This is a genomic window from Actinoplanes sp. G11-F43 (assembly GCF_050589265.1).
Taxonomy (GTDB): Bacteria; Actinomycetota; Actinomycetes; order Mycobacteriales; family Micromonosporaceae; genus Actinoplanes.
The window spans coordinates 192,627-213,515 of sequence record NZ_JBNZCE010000006.1 but is presented as its reverse complement, the minus strand read 5'-3'; the positions used below and the strand labels follow the sequence as shown (position 1 = coordinate 213,515).

The 20,889-nt window shown below is 71.4% G+C and carries 17 protein-coding genes; 6 read left to right on the top strand and 11 right to left on the bottom strand.

What is annotated here, in order from left to right:
• Positions 1-88: 88 nt before the first annotated feature.
• Positions 89-1,198, bottom strand: a complete 1,110-nt coding sequence (locus tag ACQ0O7_RS08340; RefSeq protein WP_430781206.1) for a hypothetical protein — start codon at positions 1,196-1,198, stop codon at positions 89-91.
• Between the two features lie 6 nt (positions 1,199-1,204).
• Positions 1,205-3,148: an alkaline phosphatase family protein gene (locus tag ACQ0O7_RS08335; protein WP_430781205.1), complete on the bottom strand. Its 1,944-nt coding sequence runs from the start codon at positions 3,146-3,148 to the stop codon at positions 1,205-1,207.
• Between the two features lie 86 nt (positions 3,149-3,234).
• Between ACQ0O7_RS08335 and ACQ0O7_RS08330 the strand changes: the two genes are divergently transcribed.
• Positions 3,235-4,311: a glycoside hydrolase family 18 protein gene (locus ACQ0O7_RS08330; RefSeq protein WP_430781204.1), complete on the top strand. Its 1,077-nt coding sequence runs from the start codon at positions 3,235-3,237 to the stop codon at positions 4,309-4,311.
• On the opposite strand, the gene ACQ0O7_RS08325 is transcribed toward ACQ0O7_RS08330, so the two are convergent.
• The 6 genes from ACQ0O7_RS08325 to ACQ0O7_RS08300 form a co-directional block, all read right to left on the bottom strand.
• Positions 4,301-5,020, bottom strand: a complete 720-nt coding sequence (locus tag ACQ0O7_RS08325; RefSeq protein ID WP_430781203.1) for a LamG-like jellyroll fold domain-containing protein — start codon at positions 5,018-5,020, stop codon at positions 4,301-4,303. The genes ACQ0O7_RS08330 and ACQ0O7_RS08325 overlap by 11 nt on opposite strands.
• A 38-nt stretch (positions 5,021-5,058) precedes the next feature.
• Positions 5,059-5,784 (bottom strand): tetratricopeptide repeat protein, encoded by a 726-nt coding sequence (locus ACQ0O7_RS08320; RefSeq protein ID WP_430781202.1) that lies wholly within the window; start codon positions 5,782-5,784, stop codon positions 5,059-5,061.
• A 621-nt stretch (positions 5,785-6,405) separates the two neighbouring features.
• On the bottom strand, positions 6,406-7,614 hold the full coding sequence (locus ACQ0O7_RS08315) for a tetratricopeptide repeat protein (protein WP_430781201.1): 1,209 nt from the start codon (positions 7,612-7,614) through the stop codon (positions 6,406-6,408).
• A 24-nt stretch (positions 7,615-7,638) separates the two neighbouring features.
• Complete coding sequence (locus ACQ0O7_RS08310; RefSeq protein ID WP_430781200.1) at positions 7,639-8,547, bottom strand: cyclase family protein; 909 nt, start codon at positions 8,545-8,547, stop codon at positions 7,639-7,641.
• A 13-nt stretch (positions 8,548-8,560) separates the two neighbouring features.
• Positions 8,561-9,151, bottom strand: coding sequence for a TMEM165/GDT1 family protein (locus tag ACQ0O7_RS08305; protein ID WP_430781199.1), 591 nt, complete (start codon positions 9,149-9,151; stop codon positions 8,561-8,563).
• Between the two features lie 241 nt (positions 9,152-9,392).
• A complete protein-coding gene (locus ACQ0O7_RS08300) occupies positions 9,393-10,967 on the bottom strand; it encodes an alpha/beta hydrolase (protein ID WP_430781198.1) in 1,575 nt (524 codons plus the stop codon).
• Positions 10,968-11,133: 166 nt separating this feature from the next.
• On the opposite strand from ACQ0O7_RS08300, the gene ACQ0O7_RS08295 reads away from it, so the two are divergent.
• Positions 11,134-11,634 (top strand): hypothetical protein, encoded by a 501-nt coding sequence (locus tag ACQ0O7_RS08295; RefSeq protein WP_430781197.1) that lies wholly within the window; start codon positions 11,134-11,136, stop codon positions 11,632-11,634.
• Here the strand turns inward: ACQ0O7_RS08295 and ACQ0O7_RS08290 are convergent.
• Complete coding sequence (locus ACQ0O7_RS08290) at positions 11,606-13,168, bottom strand: APC family permease (RefSeq protein WP_430781196.1); 1,563 nt, start codon at positions 13,166-13,168, stop codon at positions 11,606-11,608. The two genes, ACQ0O7_RS08295 and ACQ0O7_RS08290, sit on opposite strands and share 29 nt — an antisense overlap.
• A 139-nt stretch (positions 13,169-13,307) precedes the next feature.
• On the opposite strand from ACQ0O7_RS08290, the gene ACQ0O7_RS08285 reads away from it, so the two are divergent.
• The 4 genes from ACQ0O7_RS08285 to pseI all read left to right on the top strand — a co-directional run bounded on the left by ACQ0O7_RS08285 (position 13,308) and on the right by pseI (position 18,176).
• On the top strand, positions 13,308-15,557 hold the full coding sequence (locus tag ACQ0O7_RS08285) for a putative bifunctional diguanylate cyclase/phosphodiesterase (RefSeq protein WP_430781195.1): 2,250 nt from the start codon (positions 13,308-13,310) through the stop codon (positions 15,555-15,557).
• Between the two features lie 81 nt (positions 15,558-15,638).
• On the top strand, positions 15,639-16,700 hold the full coding sequence (locus ACQ0O7_RS08280; RefSeq protein WP_430781194.1) for a glycosyltransferase family 2 protein: 1,062 nt from the start codon (positions 15,639-15,641) through the stop codon (positions 16,698-16,700).
• A 4-nt stretch (positions 16,701-16,704) separates the two neighbouring features.
• On the top strand, positions 16,705-17,163 hold the full coding sequence (locus tag ACQ0O7_RS08275; protein ID WP_430781191.1) for a GNAT family N-acetyltransferase: 459 nt from the start codon (positions 16,705-16,707) through the stop codon (positions 17,161-17,163).
• Entirely contained in the window at positions 17,160-18,176 is a 1,017-nt protein-coding gene (pseI, locus tag ACQ0O7_RS08270) for a pseudaminic acid synthase (RefSeq protein WP_430781190.1), read from the top strand. The genes ACQ0O7_RS08275 and pseI overlap by 4 nt, the downstream gene beginning before the upstream one ends.
• A 112-nt stretch (positions 18,177-18,288) precedes the next feature.
• On the opposite strand, the gene ACQ0O7_RS08265 is transcribed toward pseI, so the two are convergent.
• On the bottom strand, positions 18,289-19,992 hold the full coding sequence (locus tag ACQ0O7_RS08265) for a class I SAM-dependent methyltransferase (protein ID WP_430781189.1): 1,704 nt from the start codon (positions 19,990-19,992) through the stop codon (positions 18,289-18,291).
• Entirely contained in the window at positions 19,992-20,819 is an 828-nt protein-coding gene (locus ACQ0O7_RS08260; RefSeq protein WP_430781188.1) for a hypothetical protein, read from the bottom strand. The genes ACQ0O7_RS08265 and ACQ0O7_RS08260 overlap by 1 nt, the downstream gene beginning before the upstream one ends.
• Positions 20,820-20,889: the final 70 nt, after the last annotated feature.

Here is a 20,889-nt window from a genome sequence, read left to right as displayed (position 1 = left end):
GGCTCTCCTCGGTCCGGTCGGGTGCTGACCAGGGAAAGAGTGCCGACCTCGGCTGTGCGCGTGCTGTGCGGGCGTTAGGCGCCGGGTGTCAGAAGCGGGCGAACCGGGGGCGGATCTGGCCACCGATGGTGGTGAAATCGCCGCCCGCGTCGAGGACGCCGCTGTACGGGTCGGTGCTGAGGACGCGTACCCCGATGACGCCGTTGGCTTTCGGATCCCAGTCGGTGAGAGTGCCCTCGCCGGTGATGGCGGCCAGTTTGACCCGGGGCACCGAGCCGTCCAGGCAGCTGCCGTGCGGGCCGTTGCGGGCGGTGGTGCAGACCCGGTCGAAGTGGCCGCCGACGAAGACGATGCCGCCGATGGTGACGATCGCCGTGGTGTCCCCGTCGAAGACGCGCTGCCAGCGGGTGCGGCCGTCGAGGGCGTAGGCGAACGCGCGCCCGCCCTGGCCGCCGGTGGCCGCGTACACCCCGCTGCCGTCGACGGTGATCGCGTTGACCTCGGCGGGGGCGTCGGGGCGGAAGTAGCGGTCGAGGACGCCGGTGCCGGCGTCGACGGCGGCCAGCCGGGCGGTCCGTTTCTCGCCGTTGACCGTTTTGAAGGCGCCGCCGACGTAGACCCGCCCGCCGGCTGTGCTGACGGTGTGCACCCGGTCGTCGGCGGACGCCTGCCAGCCGGTGTCGATGGCCCCGGTGGCCAGGGTGAACGCGGCCAGGTTGGCCTGCCGCCGGCCGCTCACCATGGTGAAGCTGCCGCCCAGATAGAGGCGGCCGTTGCCGGTGGCCAGGGTGTACGGCGTACCGGTGATGTGGTGCCGGAAGCTGAACAGGCTGCCGGTGGTGGGGTGGAGTTTGGCGATCGAGTCGCGGCGCAGGCCGGTGACCCGGTGGAAGTTCCCGGCGGCGTAGACGGCGCCGGCCCCGGCGGCCAGGGCCCGGACCGTGCCGTCGGCGGTGGGTGCCCAGCTGAGCAGGGCGCCGGTCCGCGCGTCGAAGGCGGCGAGGCGTTCCCGTGGCCAGTTGCGCCCGTTCCAGCTCGCCTTGGTGAACGATCCGCCCACGTAGACCGTGGTGCCGAGATAGGCGACGGCGTGGACGGTTCCGTTGAAGGTGGGTGCCGTCCGGGTGGTGGAGGTGACGGCGTGAGCCGGGACGGCGGTGGTGAGAACGACGGCGAGGATCAGGACTAACAGGCGCACACGTGCTCAACTCTCCCGGATGGGCGAAAGTCGCGCGGTCTGCTCCTTTTCCAGGTCGGATGGGTGTATCGGCTGGGACGGGTCGAGGGCTGCCGTCTCCGGGGTACGCAGGCCGAGCATGACCAGCCAGTCGACGAGTTGCCGGTGCAGCGCGTCGGGGTCGGTCAGCTGGTGGGTGACCGGCCAGGCCGATGGGTGGACCAGCATCGCCTCGGTCTGCCAGCCGCCGAGGCCGCCGTGTGAGCCGACGAGTTCCTCGAAGGCGGGCACCTCCTGGGTCTCCGGGTCCACCGAGCTGATCACCACGAGGTCACCGACGTGGGCGGCGCTCTGGTGGCGCAGCAGGTCGGCGCGGGCGTGGTCGCCGTACGGCGCGAGCGGGTCGATGCCGACGACCACGCCGTCCATCAGGCGGTGCGAGCCTCCGGACCCGTACGCCATCGGCCCGTCCTCGCCCTGGACCACGACCACACCGACGCCGGGGTGGATGGCGAGCCCGCTGATCAGGTGCGGGTGGGCGTGCTCGATGGCGGGCTGCTTGAGCCGCCCCGGGAACCGGGTCAGATAGATCATCGACAGGTTGCCGGAGGAGACCACCAGGGTGTCGGCGGCGAGCCGGGCCACCACGTCGTCGAGGCCTTCACCGTACTGCTGGCGGAAGGTGGCGCCCTGGCTCTGCCCGTGGTCGGAGAGGACCACCAGGTGGTAGTCACGGGCCGCTTCCGGGGCGAGGCGCTGCAGGACGCCGAGCATCCGGTCCAGGCTCTCCAGCTGGCGCATCGACTCCGGGCGGGCCGGGCCGGCGTGGTGCGCGACCTCGTCGTAGTCGACCAGGTCGCAGTAGATCGCCGGGACGCCGCGGGCCATCTGCTCGGCGACCAGGGAGACGTTGACGTCGCGGAGCAGCATCGAGGCCGGGCGCAGGGCGAGGAAGGCGCCGGAGCGGCTGACCCGGGGCTGAAGGTTGCGGCGGCGCTGGAGGCGGGCCTGGTGCAGTTCGGTGATCACTTCGGCGACGCCGAGGACGAGGGCGCGGGTGAACCCGTACGGCGAGGCCATGAACGCCGCCCAGCCGCGCGCCGACCGGCCCGGCAGTGCCGCGTGGCTGACGGTGAGCAGGCTGGTGACGGCATCGCCGCTGAACGCGTTGCTGATGCTCACCCCGCCGTCGCGGAGCAGGCCCCGGCCGTCGCTGAGCCGGCTCTCGATGACCGCGGCGTCCCGGGGCCGGTTGGAGACCATGATCTTGCCGGTCTCCTTCTCGTACCACCGGAAGCCGGGGATCTGCCGGCTCGCGCCGTGCAGGATGCCGGCCTGCGACGCCGGGGTGGTGGACGGCAGGCCGGTGTGCCAGCCGCGGGCGGTGTGGCTGCCGGTGCGCAGCCAGTGGCCGAGGGTGGGCAGATTGCCGGCCCGGATCGCCCAGCGCAGCACCGGCTCGGCCACCCCGTCGAGCTGGACCATGAGCAGGCCCGGCTCGGTGCCGGGCGGCTGCCGGCGGAAGGTGAGCAGCCGGCCGGCCGAGCGGCGGCGGACCGCGCGCATCAGGCGGCGGGCCTCCCGCACGAAGGTGTCGTCGCTGCCGGCGTCGGCCATCCAGTCGATCAGCGCGGCCACGATCACCGCGACCACGGCGGCGGTGACCAGGCTGGGCAGGCCGCTGATCCGGTTGCCCGGGTCGAGACGCAGCGCCACCACCATGACCATCACCTGGGCGACGACACCGAGCAGCATGGCCGCCCAGCCGCCGAGGGCGGTGATGCCGAGCAGCAGCAGCGGCCGGAGCACCGCGCCGACCACGGCGACCAGGACCACCAGCCCGAGGGTGTCGACGACGTCCGTGCTGCCGACCCCGGGCATCAGCCACAGGGTCAGGGTCAGGACCACGAACGTGGTCAGGGCACTGCGCAGCACGGCCCGGAGCCGGGTGAGCAGGGCGTTGATGGCCACGTCTCGACAATCGCACACCGGGGCACGGGCACCCGAACGGGGGAACGGCGCGTCGATTGCCCTGACCAGCGGATACCTTCGGGCCGATGCGATTCCGGGCGCTGTTCCTCATGCTTCTGCTGCTGTCCGCGTGCGGTACGTCACCTCCGGCACCGAAGACTCCGCTGGTGGTGGCCGGGTATTTCACCGAGTGGGGGGTCTACGACCGGGGCTATCGGGTGAAGGACCTGGCGGCGGACCGGCTCACCCATCTGAAGTACGCGTTCGGCAAGATCGTCGACGGGAAGTGCGCGGTCGGGGACGCGTGGGCGGCGTATCAGAAGCCGACCGCGGCCGAGGACAGTGTGGACGGGGTGGCCGATCCGGGCGGGGGCACGTTCGGGCAGCTGCGCAAGCTGAAGGCGCGGCACCCGGAGCTGAAGCTGCTGTGGTCGTTCGGCGGCTGGAACGACTCGGCCGGGTTCACCGAGGCGGCCCGGGATCCGGCCCGGTTCGCCGCGTCGTGCCGGGCGCTGCTCGCCGATCCGCGCTGGGCCGGGCTGTTCGACGGGATCGACGTGGACTGGGAGTACCCGAACGCCTGCGGCCGCGAGTGCGACACCAGCGGGCCCGGTGCGCTGACCGCGATGCTGGCGGCGCTGCGGACCGCGCTGGGTGCGGACGCGGTGATCACCGCGGCGGTGCCGGCCGACATCGCGAAGTTGCGGGCCGCCGACTACGCGGGGGCGGCCCGGCACGCGGACTGGCTGGGCGCGATGACGTACGACTATTTCGGGACGACCGGGTTCACCGAGGCGCCGCACTCCCCGCTGAGCGCCTACCCGGGGATCCCGCGGGACACCGCCACCACCGACGCGACGGTCACCGAGCTGCTGAACATCGGGGTGCCGGCGTCGAAGCTGCTGATCGGGGTGGGGTTCTACGGGCGGGGCACCACCGGGATGGAGGACTACCGGCTGCTGGCCGGCCGGTGCCCGCCGACCGGGACGCTGGGTGGGACGGCGTACGCGCGGTGCGGTGGCCAGTGGTGGTCGTACGACACCCCGGAGACGATCGGGGCGAAGGTGGAGTACGCCCGGGGCCGCGGGCTGGCCGGGATGTTCGCCTGGGAGCTGTCCGGGGACACCCCGGATGCCCGGCTGTTGACCGCGCTCAACGGCTGATCCGTACCCACACGTTGTCGAGCACGCCGTTGAACTGGTCGTTGTCCCGGTAGGCGCCCTTCGCCCCGATGCTCAGCGGCATGTCGTTGGTGATCCGCAGGTTCGCCGGGACGAGGGTGCGGCCGCGGAGCACGTCGTCGACGAAGATCTCCAGCCGGGTGCCGGACCGCTGGCAGCGCAGCCGGTGCCAGCGGCCGTCGGCGGCGGTGACCGTGCTGCGGACCACCCGGATGATGGGCCGGCGGTCGTCGACGAGCACACAGCTCGGGTGCCCGGCGATCCCGTCGATCTGGAGTTTGTACTGGCTGCTGGTGACCGAGTAGCCCTTCTGCAGCACGTTCTGGCCGGAGCTGGTCTGTGCCGCGGTGAGCAGCACGTCGGCGCCGAACCCGATGTCCCGGGTGCCCGGGTTGAGGTCGGCGGACCAGGCACTCTGCAGGGCCACGTGCGGGCAGATCCGGTCGGTGCACTTGCCGGGGAAGGCGAGCGCGGTGCCCGGCCCGTGCACCACCGGGCGGACCCGGCCGCCCTGGAACGAGATCACCCGCAGGGTGTGCCCGTTGCCGGACTCGTCGATGATGCTGCTGGACCGGCCGTTGAACCCGTAGTGCGCGGACATCGCGGTCACCGGCAGCGGCTCGGAAGCCCGCGCCGGTGTGCCGGGAAGCACGACGAGGAACAGAGCCGCAGCCGGTAAACACGATCGCATGCCCGGATTATCACTTATGCGGTATTCTGTGGGTCATTTCAGGGGCGGAACTCCTCCGGCCGTACCGGCTTGCCGGCGCTCTTCCGCCCGAACAGCCGCCACCCGCGCTTCTTCTTCTCCGGCACCGGGACAGCAGTGCCGTTCAGCACGTCCAGCCGGTGCCGGGCCACCGGATTCTCCGGCTCCAGCCGCAACGACGTCAGCAGCGCCTGCCGGGCCTGATCGACATGCCCCAGCGCGGCCAGCGTCACCCCGTGCGTGAAGTAGAAGTGCGCCTCGTTCGGATCCAGGCTCACCGCGGTCCGGGCCGCCTGCTCGGCGTCACCCAGCTGGCGATCCGCCGCCATCAGCGCCCACGCCACCCGGTCGTGCCACAGCGGGTTCTTCGGCTCCACGATCACCGCCCGGTAGGCCATGCTCATCGCCTCGTCGTGCCTACCGAGCAGCGTCAGCGCCCGGCTGGCGATGGCCGGCGGGCGCGGATCCTCCGGCGCCAGCTCCACCGCACGGGTCGCCGCGTCCAGAGCGGGCTGCACCTGATCCAGCGTGAGCCGGATCCGGGCCATCAGAATCCAGCCGGCCGCCGAATCCGGGCGGCTCGCCAGCACCGGGGCGAGAGCCTCCGCGGCCTGATCCGGTTGCATGTCCTCGAACAGGGCGGCGGCCCGGGCCACGGCGGACTCACTCGGATCCACGAACGAACGCGCCGCGGCGTCCGCCGGCAGGGTGAGGTTGAAGCCCGGGGAGGGGGCTAACTCGGTCATCAGGCGACTCCGGATGAACTGCGGGAAATCACACGATGCAAATCGGCAGGATCAAAACCTTTCTGAGCCTTTTGTACGAGTACCCGAAGCTCTGTGGCCACCCCGCGAGGCCAGCGCGCCCGAGACTCCCGGGCAGACGCACCCACCCACGCCCGGCCTACGGCTAGCCGTACCTCAGAGGTCCCAAAAGCCCCACAACCCACCCTGACTTCCCGGCTAGCCGTACCTCAGGCAGGTATCCCCGCCCCCAATTCCCGGCTAGCCGTACGTCAGGCAGGTAACAGGGGCCTCGTTACATGGCTGACGTACGGCTCGGCCAGCCCAGCCGTACCTCAGGTGTCTTACTGGCACTCCATAACCTGTCTGAGGTACGGCTAGCCGGGAATTGGGGGCGGGAATACCTGTCTGACGTACGGCTAGCCGGGAGTTGGAGGTGGGGATACCTGTCTGACGTACGGCTAGCCGGGAATTGGGGGTGGGGATACCTGCCTGAGGTACGGCTAGCCGACGGGGGTGAGGGGTTTGGGGCGCATTTGCCCGGCGGGCGCCGGGCGGTCTGGTGGGGGGGACTGCGTCGCGGGGACGAGGCGGGACCGTTTGGTGGGGCGTACCGGAAAAGGTTTATGAGAGACGCTGGCGGCGGCGCGCGATCAGGACCAGGACCACCGCGGTGATCGCGAAGGCTGTTCCGGCTACTGGGAGGCGCCACGGGTCGGTCAGGGCGTCGGTGAAGCCGAAACCTATGCCGAGCGCGGCGCCCACCACGGCGATCCGCCACAGTGACGCGGTGCTCAGACCGCGGCCGGAGCCGCCCGGTTCGTCGACCGGGGCGGTCAGCAGGCGGACCGCGAAACCGGCGAACGTGGCGGTGCCCAGCAGGACCGGCAGCCACGGTTCCGGTGCCACCAGGGCCAGGAGCAGCGGGATCACCGCCACCGCCGCGGCGGCCAGCGCCACTCGCTGCCGGCCTTCGGTGAGCAGGTCGCGCAGGTAGCGGCGCAGGCCGGGATCCAGTCGGCGCAGGAAGTAGCCGGCGTAGGTGGCCGGGGCCAGCACCGCGACGGCGGCGAAGATCCGGGCGGTGCCGGTGGAGGTTTCGGTGAAACGCCAGCCCAGATAGGCCAGGAAGGCCAGGATGATCGCGGTCCAGACCAGGAACTGCCGCAGTGCCAGGTCCAGCAGGAACCGGCTGGCCTCCTGTTTCGGGTCCGAGCGCAGCGCGCCGACCAGGCCGGAGGCGCCGCGGGCCAGCCGGGTCAGGGCGAACGGGTTGTGGTGCACCACGTCGAGCGCGGCCAGTTCGTGTCGTGCGATCGGGTTGTCGGGTTCCAGGGCGAGGGCGTCGCGGAGTGCCTGCCGGGCCCGGTCGTTCAGGTTGAGCTGCTTCATCACCATCGCGTAGGTGATCCGGAAGTCGGCCTCCTGCGGGTCCAGCCGGATCGCCTCCCGGGCGGCGTGCTCGGCCTCGACCGCGAACCGGCCGTCCTCCAGCAGGGCCCAGGCCAGGCGGTGGTGGCGGAACGGGTTCAGTGGCTGCCGGTCGGCGGCGGCCCGCGCGGTGGCGATCGCCTCGTCGTGCCGGCCCATCTCGGTGTGTACCCGGCTCAGCGCGGACAGGGCGTCCGGCCATTCCGGGGCGTGTTCGACGGCGCGCCGGGCCAGTTCGTCGGCGAGTTCCGGTTTCTTCAGCGCGAGCTGGGCGTGGGTCATCAGGACCAGGGCGGGCACGTGGTCGGGTTCGGCGGCCAGGATCGGGCCGAGAAGTTCGGCGGCGGCGGCCGGCTCGCCCCGGCCGAGTTGGAGTCTCGCCAGGTCCAGGTTCTGCGTCATGCTCCGGTTCCTCGACGGGCGGTCTCAGGCGTCTTCTTCGTCCGGCACTGTTGCGTAGGCGCGGACCGGGAACGTGCCGAATCCGGAGATCCGGGGTGGGACGGCGGTGAACCGGGCTCCGAGCGGGGGCAGTTCGCGCAGGTTGGTGAGGTGTTCGACGACTGGGATTCCGGCCGCCAGCAGGAGCGTATGCGCCGGCCGTTCGCCGCCGGCCGCCGGGGAGATGTCGTCGATGTTGACCGCGTCGATGCCGACCAGGGCGGCGCCCCGGTCGGCGAGCAGTTCGGCGCCTTCCCTGGTCAGGTAGGGCGCGTCGGTGGTGTAGCCGGGGGTGGCCCAGTGCCGGTCGCCGCCGGTGTGCAGCAGTACGGCGTGGCCGGCGACGGTGACGTGGGCCAGGGTTTCGGCGGTGACGCCCCGCTCCGGGCCGACCGCGCGGACCACCACGGCCGGTAGTCCGGCCAGCCGTTCCAGGGGTAGCCCGGCCAGGTCGGTGCCGTCCGGGTAGCGGTGGTACGGGCTGTCCAGGTAGGTGCCGGTGTTGCCGATCATGCTGATCCGGTCGATCGCGAACTCGGTGCCGGGCGCGTAGACGGCCCGGGAGGCGTCCCGGGTCAGGTGTGCGGTGATCTCTGGGGCGGGCAGTCCGGGAATGGTCACCAGGCCGTCGGATATGACGTGGCTGAGTTCGATGTACCGGACCCGCTCGACCGGGGAGTCCCCGGCCGGCGGGTGCGGTTCGGCGAAGATTCGGACGCCGCTGACCTCGGCCCGTTCCACCCGCTGTGGGGCGAGTGAGGCGATCAGCATGCCGGCGATCTCGGCGTCGGTGACGTCGGCGTGCGGGATGACGAGCCGGAAGCCCCGCGCCCTCAGCTCGCCCCCACCGTCGAGGGCTACTTCGGCGTCGAACTCGGCCCGGTATTCCAGCACGGTTGGCTCCCTTTTATCGCACTTCGATCACACCTTCGGTGATCAACCAGATGCCGAAGATAGCGAAGAGTGCGGCGGCTCCGTACTTGATGACCTTTTCGGGTAGATGACGCCCGAGATAGCGGCCGACCAGAATGGCGAGCGCGTCGGCCGCCACCATGCCGACCGTGGAGCCGATCCAGACCCCGAACCAGCCGTGCTGGGTGGCCAGTGTGATGGTCGCCAGCATGGTCTTGTCACCCAGCTCGGCCAGGAAGAACGCGCCGGCGACGAACCAGAAGGCGGACTTGCCGCCGGCCCGCTCGGCTTTGGTCTTCTCGTCGTCGGTGAGTTTGTCGCCGCGCAGTGTCCAGGCGCCGAATCCGAGGAAGGCGACACCGGCGATCAGTGAGATCCAGCCGGTCGGGATGGTGGCGCCGAGCCCGTAGCCGATGGCCACTGACACCAGGTGGACCACGGCGGTGGCCACGGTGATGCCGAGCAGCACCGGGATGGTCTTGAAGCGGGTGGCGAACGTCATCGCCATCAGCTGGGATTTGTCGCCCAGTTCGGCGACGAAGATGACCGCGAAGCTGATGCCCAGCGCGGCGAGGAATGCTTCCACAAACAACTCCCGGTGAAACACGACCGGGCTGAAGGGCACAGGGCGACCTCGACCCGGCCGTAACGAATACAGCCTGGTCGAAGGTCTCGCTCGCCCCGGGGACCGAGGCCGCGCGGCCGGAGCCCGGAGAACCGGGATCAGTATGTCGACCGCGACATTGGGAGCTACTCCCCTTCGCGGGACCGAGCATAACCCACGTGCTGGTCAACGGCCCGGTGACGGATGCCACCGGGCCGTCTCCTCATCGGTTCAGGATGTTCTCCTGCAGCCGCAGGCGTTCACTGACCGCGTTCTTGGCGGCCGCCTTGAGCGGGGTCGGCTGGGCGGTCGGCTCGCACTGCTTGTCCGAGCGTTTCCCCTTGACCCGCTCCGGCAGGGCGCCGGTGGCCAGGTAGTCGGCGATGGTGTTGTCGACGCAGGCGTTGCCGAACAGCGAGCCCGCGTGGGTGGTGCCGCCGACCCCTTCCAGCAGGGCCGCCTTCGGGAAGCGGCGGCGGGCCTCCAGCGCGCCGGAGTACGGGGTGGCCGCGTCCAGGGTCTCGCTGATCAGCAGAATCGGCGGGGCTTTGGCGCCGTCCACGTCGACCGGGCGGCCGGCGTCCGCGGCCCAGTGCCGGCAGGGCGCGTTGTACCAGGCGTTGCCCCAGGTCTCGAAGGGCGCCTTGCGGTGCACCCGCCAGTTGTCCCGGGACCATTTCTTCCAGCTCGCCGGCCAGGGGGCGTCGGTGCATTGGACGGCCAGGTAGACGGCGTACCCGTTGTCGGAGCCCTCCTCCTTCGGGTGGTTCTCGTCGTAGATCCGCTTGAGCGGCGCCACGTCCTTCTGGTGGACCAGCGCGGCGAACGCCCGGGCGGTCTCCTCCCAGCCGAAGATGTAGTAGCCGGACTGCAGGAAGACGTCGGTCAGCTCGGCCGGCCCGATCTGCCCGGCCGACTTCTCGGTCAGCGCCTTGAGCTGCTGGTAGTAGGTCTTCTCCACGGCGGCGGCGGTCTTGCCGAGGTGGTAGACCGCGTCGTACTTGGCGATCCACCCGAAGTAGACCTTGATCGCCTTGTCGAAGGCGACGTCCTGGTCGAGGTTCGAGCGGTACCAGACCCGGCCGGCGTCGACCACACCGTCCAGGACCATCCGGTGCACCCGCTCCGGGTTGCGGGTGGCGTAGACCTGGCCGAGGTAGGAGCCGTACGAGAAGCCGTAGAAGCTGATCTTCTCCTCGCCCAGCGCCGCCCGGATCCGGTCGATGTCGCGGACGGTGTCCTCGCTGCTCATGTGGTCCAGCAGCGGGCCGCCGGCCTCGGCGCACGCGGCCGCGTACTTCGTGGTGCGCGCGTGCCACGCCTTCTCGATGGTCGGGCTGGCCGGCACGTACGGCGGACGGTTGTAGCCGGCGTAGCCGCTGTCACAGGTCAGCTTGGGTTTGCTCGCGCCCACCCCGCGCGGGTCGAAGCCGATCCAGTCGTACGCCGCGCCGGCCTGCTTCGGCACGTGCTGCCCGAGGGTGGCCATGCCCCGGCCGGATCCGCCGGGTCCGCCCGGGTTGACCAGCAGGACGCCCTGGCGTTTGGCGGCCGGTACCTTGGCCTTGATCCGGGACATGGCGAGCTGGATCTTCGTCCCGTCGGGTTTCGCGTAGTCCATCGGCACGGAGAGAAATCCGCACTCGGCGCCGTGCGACTTCAAGGTGCTGTCGGTGCAGGCGCTCCATGCGATCGGTGCCGGCCCTCCGCGCGCCGTCCCGGCCTGAGCGCGGGTGGTCACACCGGCGCCGGCCGTGCAGAGCGCGACCGCCGCGGCGGCCGCCCAGAATCTTCTCATTCCCTCATGCTGTGGGGCTCGCCGTCGCCTATCACCCGTACACGCCGAGTTACCCCCACAAAAGGTGGTTTTTCGGTAAATAAATGGTGGTCACTATGTAATCAACTCGGACGCGCCACCCCGGAATCCGCACCGGGAGCCGCCTGATTTGCGACCATTGCGAACCATGGACGAGTTCTGGCTCCGCCCGCGGCTGGGGACGGCAACTCGGGACGGCCGGGCTCCCCGGTACTACCTGGTGGCGTTGCAGCACGCCGTTCAGACCCTGGACGCCGACCCGCGCTGGCAGCAGTGGTGGCACGCGTCCGGATTCCGCGGCTGTGAACTCGGCATCGTCACCGAGGGACGGCTCGACCACCTGCGCCCCAGCGCCGACCTGCACCGGGTCGGCGACCAGTTGCGGGCCAACTTCACCTGCGCGCTGCCGCCCTCCGGCACCGGGCCGGACGAGCTCGCGCTGCGGGCCGCCCTCGAAGTGCGCACCATGTTCGAGGTGATCCGGGAGGCGATGGCGCTGGCCGACCTGCCGCCCACCCCCGCGCCGTCGCCCCTGCCGGAGAACGCCGACGACGTGCCGGTCACCGCCAAGGCGCTGCCGTCGATCCCGCGCGAGCTGGAACCGCAGGGGTATCTGACGCTCACCCAGGTCCGGGACTTCTTTGGCTGACCCGCTCGGGGCGGTGGGCGCCGGGATCACGTTGCCGGGGAATGGCCGGCGGCGCCTCCGGCTCGGCGTGCGGGGTGAACGGCGGCGGTTTGACCACCACCACGAAACCGGCCAGGCCGATCCCGGCATAGCGGACCGGGGCGAACCGCCGCAACAGCAGCGCGTGCGCCACCGCCAGCAGCACACACCCGGCCAGAGCTGCCGGAACGGCTCGGACCAGCGGATATCCGGCCGGCATGGCGAGCAGTGCGGGCAGGTCGCCGAAGGCCGGCACGGCCAGACTCCCCAGCGCCACGGTGGACAGCACCGGCGCGACGAAGCGACCCCAGGCGCCCTCCCGCCCGGGCACCCGGTTCAGATGCAGCAGCGCCGCCACCGAGACCAGCAGCAGGAGTACCAGAATGCTCAGGGCGCCGCCGACGATCAGCCAGCGGGCGGTACCCGGGCCGGGGTCGGCACCGGCGAGATAGGCGCCGGTCAGGGTGGCCCCGGCGATCAGCGACTGGGCGATCGAAGCGGACCGGGGCGCCGCGGTCCGGCCCCGGGCCAGCCCGAGGACACCCGGCAGCACCCGCTCCCGGCCCAGCGCGAACAGTTGACGGGCGATCACCTGATGCAGCGCCAGGATCGCCGCCACCACCCCGGCGAGCAGCATGAACCGGCCGAGGGTGACGGCCCAGGGGGCGAGCCGCTCGGCGGCCAGGGCGAAGAGCATCTCGGGACCGCTGGCACCGGCGACGGCGGCGGCCCGCTCCGGCCCGGCGGCGACCAGCATGCTCCAGGTCAGGCCGGCCAGCAGCAGGGTGAGCAGCAGCACCGCCCCGTGCGCGCCGAACCCGGCACTGCGGCGGGGCTGGAAACCCTCCTCGGCGTAGGCGGCGGTGGACTCGAACCCGGCGAAGGCGAGCACCGCCACCGCCAGCAGCAGCCCGAGGGCGGGCCGGTCCAGAACGGCCGGATCGGCGACCGTCATCGATGCGGCGGTGACCCGGCCGCCGTACGGCTGGAGCACGTTGGCGGCGGCGAGCCCGGTCAGCACCGCGGCCTGCGCGACGGCGAACAGGCCGATCAGCCCGGCGGCCACCTCGATCCGCATGGTGCCGCAGATCGCGACGATCGCCCAGCACGCCGCGGCCACCACCCACCAGGGCAGGGTCAGCCCGAGGAAGCTGCTCAGCAGCGGTGCGGCGGCCACCCCGGCGAGCGCGTAGAGACCGAACTGGATCGCGTGGTAGCCGGCCACCGCGAGCCAGGCGACGGCCAGCCCGGCGGGACGGCCGAGACCACGCGCCACCAGTGAGTAGGCCGCGCCGGTGCTGGGGAACCGGCGGGACATCGAGGCCAGCCCGGAGCAGAGCAGCAGCAGCGCCGGCCCGGCCCCGGCGAACACCCAGGGCACCAGCGGGCCGGCGCCCGAGGCGAACATCGCCGGAACCACGGTGACCAGGGTGACGATCGGGGCGGCCGCGGCCACGCCGAGGAAGGCGATCGATGCGGCACCGACCCGGCCGGCCGCCAGCCCATGCGTCTCCACGGATCCATTCAGTCGGAACCGACCCTCTTTGACAACCGTCCGTATCGATCCACTGACCGTTCGTGACCAGATTGGCACGAACCCCGTCCGGCTTGCGGGTTTCCCTCATGTCCGGCCGCACCCGGCCGACAGCAACCTCGTGCTCGCCACTCAGCAACTGACGGAGTTCCTCACCGTCGTGGCCGATCGGCCCGACGAGGCAGCCGCCCAGCACGCCGCGGTGGAGTGCGCTCTCCGCGCGCTCGACGCCGACCTGGCCGTCCTGACGGTCGACGGTGGCGTGGCGGCGGCCGTCGGGCTGCCCGCCGATCAGCTGCCCGCCTACGCCCTGACCGCCGGTTATCTGGTCGGCCGCCCGGCGACGCTGCGGGTGGGTGACGCCACCTACACGCTCGCTGTCGCGCCGCTCGGTGGCACGTCCTCCGGCATGCTGGTGCTGGGCCGCGAGACCGGCGACTTCACCGACGAGGAGGTCTGCCTGCTCCGGGGCATGGCCCGGGTCCTGGAGCTGAGCCTGCAGGCCCTGCACCTGGTCGAGGCGGAACGGCGGCAGGCGGAGGAGAACAACCGCCTGATCGACTCGCTGCAGCGCCGGCAGCGGCTGTTCGACGAGCTGAGCCGGATCCAGCGGGCGATCGCCCGGCGCGAGCCGCTGGCGGACATCCTGAACCGGGTCTCCACCGGAGTGGCCGAGCTGCTCGGCGTCGACCTGGCCGGGCTGACCGTGCTGGACAACGACGACCCGGGCCGGATGAGCCTGGTCGCCTCGTCGGGCATCCCGGACGACGTGCCGCCCCGGATGCAGCGGATGCCGATCGCCACCCTCGGCGTGGTCGGGCTGTCGATCATGGGCGATGAGCTGGTCGCGGTGGACGACTACGCCAGCTCGCCGATCGCGGTGCCGGAGCTGGTGCGGCACCGGATCAAGAGTGTGATGGCGGTGCCGGTGCACGAGAACGGGGTGGTCGTCGGCGCGATGTTCGCCGGCACCCACCGGGCCCGGCGTGACTGGGACAAGGCGTCGCGGGAGATGCTGCTGGCCTTCGCCGAGCACGCCAGCCTGGCGGTCACCGACGCGCGGACGCTGACCGAGATGAACTCCTCGTTCCATGACTCGCTGACCGGGCTGGCCAGTCGATCGCTGTTCGTCACCCGTACCGAGAACGCTCTGGGTGGTCTGCGCACCGGCGGTGTGGTGGCCCTGCTGGTCGGCCTGGACCGGTTCAAGATGATCAACGACGCGCTCGGGCACGGCACCGGGGACCGGCTGCTGGCCGCGGTCGCCGACCGGCTGCGCGAGTGCCTGCGGACCGACGACACCGCGGCCCGGCTGGGCGGGGACGAGTTCGCCGTGCTGCTGCCGGAGGCGGGCAGTGTGGAGGCGGCGATCCCGGTGGCCCGGCGGATCGTCACCGCGATGCGCGAGCCGTTCGACCTGGACGGCCGGGAGACGTTCGTGACCTGCAGCATCGGCGTGGCCTTCGCCGAGGCCGGTCAGCACGACGCGCAGGAGCTGCTGGTCCGGGCCGACCTGGCGCTGTTCGAGGCGAAGAAGGGCAAGGACCAGTACGCGGTCTTCGAGCCGGCGATGCGCGAGTCCTTCCAGCGGCACCTGGAGATGGAGGCCGACCTGCGGCGGGCGGTGCTGCGGCACGAGTTCCAGCTGCGGTTCCAGCCGATCGTCCGGCTGGCCACCCACGAGATCTCCGGACTGGAGGCGCTGGTCCGCTGGCAGCACCCGGAGCGCGGGATGATCCCGCCGCTGGACTTCATCCCGCTGGCCGAGGAGACCGGGATGATCGTCCCGATCGGCGAGTGGGTGCTGCGCGAGTCCTGCCACCAGGCGGCCCGCTGGAACGCGCGGCGGGAAGCGGGCAAGCCGCTGTCGGTGAGTGTCAACCTGTCCGCGGTCCAGCTGGAGCGGGCCGACCTGCCGCAGGTGGTCGGCTCGGTGCTGGCGGAGAGCGGGCTGCCGCCGGAGTGCCTGGTCATCGAGTTGACCGAGTCGCTGCTGGTGGATCACCGCCAGGAGACGCTGGACCGGCTGGAGGCGATCAAGGCGCTGGGCGTACGCCTGGCCATCGACGACTTCGGCACCGGCTATTCGTCGCTGGCGTACCTGCGGCGGTTCCCGGTCGACATCATCAAGATCGACAAATCGTTCGTGGACGACGTCGGTGACGTGCCGGCCGCCGCCGCGCTGACTCTCGGCATCATCCAGCTCGGCCAGGCCCTGCAACTGTCCACAGTCGCCGAGGGCATCGAGGACGCCGGGCAGCTCAGCGAACTCGCCGACGGCAACTGCGAGCTGGGGCAGGGCTACTACTTCGCCGAGCCGCTCACCTCCGCGGCGATGAGCGACCTGCTCTTCCCGCCCGACCCCGAATAGACCGGTGAAATTGCCTGTGATGTAGATCCCCGACAACCGTCGTTCCCCTCGACTTCACCGACGGGAACGACGGTTGATCGCATGGATGTTCTGCTGACCGTCGTAGTGCCGGTCTACGCGGTCGAGGGCTACCTCTACCAGTGCCTCGAATCGATCCGCGCCGGGCTGACCGCCGCGGAGAACGCCCAGGTCGAGGTGATCGCCGTCGACGACGCCTCACCGGACACCTGCGGCCTGATGCTGGACGGGTACGCCGACCGCCACGGTGACCTGCGGGTGCTGCACCTGGAGGACAACGTCGGGCTGGGCCTGGCCCGCAACGCCGGCCTGGCCGAGGCCCGGGGCCGCTACGTCTGGTTCGTCGACAGCGACGACTGGCTGCCGGCCGGCTCGGTCCGGGCCGTGCTGGAGCGCCTCCGGGAGACCGAACCGGACGTGCTGCTCATCGACCACCTGCGGGTGCACGAGAGCGGCCGGCTGCAGAGCGACCCGAGTTCGCCGCTGCTGGCCGGGCCGCCCGAGCTGCGCCGCCTGATCGGTGTCCAGCACACCGCCTGGAACCGGGTGCTGCGCCGGGACTTCCTGGCCAAGCACGATCTGAAGTTCCCGGCCGGCTGGTACGAGGACGTCCCGTTCAGCAATCCGGTCCTGATCGCGGCCGACCGGGTCGACGTGCTGAACCGGGTCTGCTACCACTACCGCGTCGGCCGGTTCGGGGCGATCACCGCGACCCGCAGCGACCGGCACTTCGAGGCGTTCGAGCAGTGGGACCGGTTCTACGCCTGGCTGGACGGCACGGACGCCGACCCGGCACTGCGGGTGCGGGTCTTCACCCTGATGATCAGCCACCTGCTGGTGGTGGCCGGCAACGAGAGCCGGGTGCACCCGAGCCGCCGCCGCGCGTTCTTCCGGGAGATCGCCGCCCTCTACCGCCGGCACCGCCCGGCCGGATACCTCCCTCCCGCCGGTACGCCCGGTCTCAAGCACCGTCTGGTCGCCGCGAACAGCTACGCGATGTACGCCGCCCTGCGCACCGGATACCGGGTCGCGGGCATCCGGCGCCGGTCCACCCAACGGACACCTGTGGTTTCCCCGGACCTCCCGTCACCGCCACAGCGGGTCAAGACCGGCTCCCTACGTTGACGGCGTGCTTCGACCCGCCCGAGATTCCGACCGTGACCTGGTCCTGCCCTGGCGCAACCATCCGGACGTCCGCGCCGTCAGCCTGACCACGCACGAGATCCAGCCCACCGAGCACGCCGCCTGGTGGGCGAAGCGCAGTGGGAACGTCCTCATCTACGAGGAGGACGAGGAGGGCGGCCGCCCGGCCGGGGTGGTGATCTTCGACGGCACCACCTGGTCGTTCTACCTCGACGTCGAGGGGCTCGGACCGCGCCTCCTGCCCGCATGGATGCGGCTGGAGAAGGAGGCCGTCGAGTACGCCTTCGGCACCCTCGGCCTGGACACCCTCGGCGGCGAGACGCTCGCCGACAACACGCAGGTCCTCGCGCTGCACCGGCGATTCGGGTTCCGCGAGACACGCAGATACGAACGACTCGTCGACGGCGTGCCGAAGACGGTCGTCTGGACGGAGAGAAACAGATGAGCAGCAGGAAGCCGTACATCGTCGCGGAGATGTCGGGCAACCACAACGGTTCGCTCGACCGGGCGCTGGCCCTGGTGGATGCCGCGGCCGACGCCGGCGCCGACGCCATCAAGATCCAGACGTACACCGCGGACACCATGACGGTGGACGTGAAGCACCCGCGCTTCCAGATCTCGTCCGGCCACGACCTGTGGGGCGGCGACTACCTCTACCAGCTGTTCGAGCGGGCGCACACGCCGTGGGACTGGCACGCGCCGATCTTCGACCGGGCCCGGGAGCGGGGCATCACGCCGTTCTCCAGCCCGTTCGACCGGACCGCCGTCGAGCTGCTGGAGAAGCTGGACGCGCCGAAGTACAAGATCGCTTCCTCGGAGATCACCGACCTGCCGCTGATCCGGCTGGCCGCCGGCACCGGCAAGCCGATCATCATCTCCACCGGCATGGCCACGCTGCACGAGATCACCGCCGCGGTGGAGGCCGCCCGCGGCGCCGGTGCCACCGACATCACCGTGCTCAGCTGCACCGCGTCGTACCCGGCGCCGCCCGAGGAGACCAACCTGCGGCGCATCCCGGTGCTCGCCGAGGCGCTGCGGCTGCCGATCGGGCTGAGCGACCACACGATGGGGATCGGGGTGCCGATCGCGGCGGTGGCGTACGGCGCGGTCCTGATCGAGAAGCACTTCACCCTGGACCGTACCGACGGTGGGGTGGACTCGGCCTTCTCGCTCGACCGGGCCGAGCTGAAGCTGCTGGTCACCGAGTCGGAGCGGGCCTGGCAGGCGCTCGGCACCACGTCGATCGGCCCGACCGAGGCGGAGCGGGAGAGCCTGCGGTTCCGGCGGTCGCTGTACGTGGTGGCCGACGTGCGGGCGGGGGAACCGGTAACTGAACAGAACGTTCGTTCCATCAGACCCACCGGCGGGCTGGAACCGAACCTGATCGGCACCGTCCTGGGCCGCACCTTCACCACCGACGCCACCAAGGGCACCCCACTGACCTGGGACTTGATCTAACTCGTCATTCGTGTGCCGATTGGTGGCTCGATTCGAGCCATCAATCGGCACACGGTCTGGCCTCGACCACGGAGGGCAGAAAACCGGAAGGGCGGCTCACGCCGCCCTTCCGTTATTTCTTGACCTTCTTGTACGCCCGTTTCGCCAGCATCAACGACCGGCCGCCCCAGGTCCGCCGCAGCAGTGACAACTCCCAGTCCATCTTGCTCAGCGCGTTGTCCCGCGAGCGGATGATCTGCTCGTTCCACTCCATCATCGCCAGCAGGTGGCTCGCCTGGTACCGCTGACGCCACAGCGCCTCGGTCAGATCCCGGTACCCGGCCACGTCCAGCGGAGCGGTGCCCGGCTGTACGGCCCGCAGCGCCAGCCGGTGGGCGCGCTGTTCGGCCGGCCCGAGACCGTACTCGGCGCTGTCGATCGTCATCTGCAGGTCGATCGCGGCCCGCAGTTCCTCGTCGGCCAGGCTGCGGCCGGACATCCCGACCAGGATCGCGGCCAGGTCGGCGGCGCTCGCCGTGATCGGCCACGGGTGCGACCGGGACCAGGTGATCAGCCGGACCGCGAACTGCCACAGCGCCCGCACCAGCGCGACCTGCACCGGCACCGGCTCGGTGGGCGTCCAGCGGGCGTACCGCACCGTCAGGTCGTCGCCGGTGACCGCGATCGAGGACAGGTCGGCCAGCACCGCCGGGCCGTCCTCGGGCTGGCCGGAGAGCCACACCTCGTAGCGGGCGATCTCCCGGCGCAGGCCGCGCACGTCGGCGGCCGCGCACAGGTCGAGCAGCCGTTCCTCCAGCCCGGGGCCGCCGGCCGGCCGGATCAGCTCGGCCCGGCGCAGGCCGGCCACCTCGACGAGCCGGGGCGGCACCAGCGTCCGCGGGCCGTCCGGGCCGAGGGCGTACACCCCGCCGCCGTCCTCGATCAGCACGTCGTCCCAGGCCCGGCTCCGCTGGTCGCCGCCGGGTGCGTGCGCGATGACCAGCCAGCCACCGGCCACGGTGTCCTCGGCGCCGGCCCGCAGGGCCCGGTCGACCAGCCGGCGCGGGTCGCTGAGCACCGGACGGCCACGGAAGGCGCTGGTGTAGGCCTGCGCGAGGACGGTCCGCAGCCAGGGCCGCAGCGGCGACGCCACGTCGCCGAGGGTGGCACCCCCGACGAGTACGCCCGGACCGCCCGGCTCCGGGAACGCGGCGTACGCGGCGTCCACCACCAGTCCCGCCCCGGCCAGGCGCGCGGTCAGCTGGCCACGCGCGGCCGGGCCGTCGACGGCCTCGGCCGGGTACCAGGCGGAGTCGTCGCGGTGGCGGGCGCCCGGGTCGAGCCGGACCGTGTGGTGGGCGCCGAGCTGGTTGTCGTGCATCAGGATCAGCGCGCCGTCCGGGCGGACCGCACCGGCCAGCCGGTCCAGCAACTCCCCGGCCGGGAGCTGGTCACCCTCGGCCGAGTTGAGCCGCTGGATGCCGTCGGTGGCGACCACCACGTCGTACCCGGCGGTCAGGTCGGCCTTGCCGAAGGCACCGGACAGCACCGTGACTCCGGGGTGGGCGCGGGCGGCCGTCTCGGCGTCGACGAGTGACCGCAGCAGCCAGGTCACCTCGGCGCCGCCGGCGGTGAGCGCGGCGACCAGGGTGCCCGGGTGCGGCCCGGCGACCAGGACGGTCCGGCCCGGCCCGGCCAGCTCCACGACGAGGTGGGTCAGCAGCGGGTTGTCCCGGTCGGCCGGGTCGGTCCAGTTGAACATCTCGCCGCCGGCCCGGATCAGGTTGGTCAGCGGTGGCGCGGCGACAGCCGCGGCCATGTCCGGGCGCTCCGGCATCACACGTACCCCTCTTTCGGCCAGCCCAGGAGCTTGCGCAGCTCGGCGGGACCGGCCAGTTCATCGGCACCCAGTTGTTCCCGGGCGAGTTGGTGACAGGTGGCGTAGTCGGTCTGGGCGCCGTAGACGTCCGGCCACTGCCGGTGCAGGCGGGGCTCGCCACCGAAGGTCATGTCGGCGTTGTCGAGCACCATCGGGTCGCCGTAGACGGCGGCCTCCCGCCCGGCCAGCAGGCCGTACCAGATGGCGCTGCACAGCCGGTTGGAGACGACCCGCCGGTGCCGCCGCAGTTCGGCGAGCTGACCGACCAGGAAGTCCGGGTTGTTGTCGCGCCACCAGAAGCCGCGGTAGCCGTGGCAGATGACCCGGAACCCGGCCTTCTCGTAGAGGGCGCGGACCGGCTGCATCCGGTACTCGTTCCAGTACAGGCAGGCGGTGACCGGGCCGGTCTCGGTGGCCCGGACCTCGTCGATGAGCCGCTGGTGGTCGCCGTGGACCTGCTGGCCCTCCCAGCCGTGGAACGGGTAGAAGATGGTGCCCTCGCCGGGTTCCTCGGCGGGTGGCGTCATCGCCACCAGGTAGGCGAACGGCGCGCCGACCACCGTGACGTTGCGCCGGCCCTGTGACCAGGAGCGGCGCCGGGTCTCCTCGGACCACACGAGTAGCGGGGCGCCGGACACGTACGGCGTCCCGGGTGCCAGCCCGTCCCCGATGTTCCAGCCGTGTTGCAGGTACCCCCGGATCCGTGGTGGGTGCAGGGGCTCCGGGATCCCGCAGTACCGGGCCAGAATGTGCGCATGCCCGTAGTGATGATTCGCGTGGTGCATTCTTCGTTCCGCTCCGTCCGCGTGCGGAGCCGCACGTTATCAGCAGTTCCTGCGCGCATCGTGACCGTTT

Bases quoted from the DNA above. Each gene is read 5' to 3' on its own strand.
- ACQ0O7_RS08300 (WP_430781198.1), bottom strand. From the start codon at position 10,967: ATGAGAAGATTCTGGGCGGCCGCCGCGGCGGTCGCGCTCTGCACGGCC.
- ACQ0O7_RS08330 (WP_430781204.1), top strand. From the start codon at position 3,235: ATGCGATTCCGGGCGCTGTTCCTCATGCTTCTGCTGCTGTCCGCGTGC.
- ACQ0O7_RS08260 (WP_430781188.1), bottom strand. From the start codon at position 20,819: ATGCACCACGCGAATCATCACTACGGGCATGCGCACATTCTGGCCCGG.
- ACQ0O7_RS08315 (WP_430781201.1), bottom strand. From the start codon at position 7,614: ATGACGCAGAACCTGGACCTGGCGAGACTCCAACTCGGCCGGGGCGAG.
- ACQ0O7_RS08320 (WP_430781202.1), bottom strand. From the start codon at position 5,784: ATGACCGAGTTAGCCCCCTCCCCGGGCTTCAACCTCACCCTGCCGGCG.
- ACQ0O7_RS08265 (WP_430781189.1), bottom strand. From the start codon at position 19,992: ATGCCGGAGCGCCCGGACATGGCCGCGGCTGTCGCCGCGCCACCGCTG.
- ACQ0O7_RS08295 (WP_430781197.1), top strand. From the start codon at position 11,134: ATGGACGAGTTCTGGCTCCGCCCGCGGCTGGGGACGGCAACTCGGGAC.
- ACQ0O7_RS08280 (WP_430781194.1), top strand. From the start codon at position 15,639: ATGGATGTTCTGCTGACCGTCGTAGTGCCGGTCTACGCGGTCGAGGGC.
- ACQ0O7_RS08325 (WP_430781203.1), bottom strand. From the start codon at position 5,020: ATGCGATCGTGTTTACCGGCTGCGGCTCTGTTCCTCGTCGTGCTTCCC.
- pseI (WP_430781190.1), top strand. From the start codon at position 17,160: ATGAGCAGCAGGAAGCCGTACATCGTCGCGGAGATGTCGGGCAACCAC.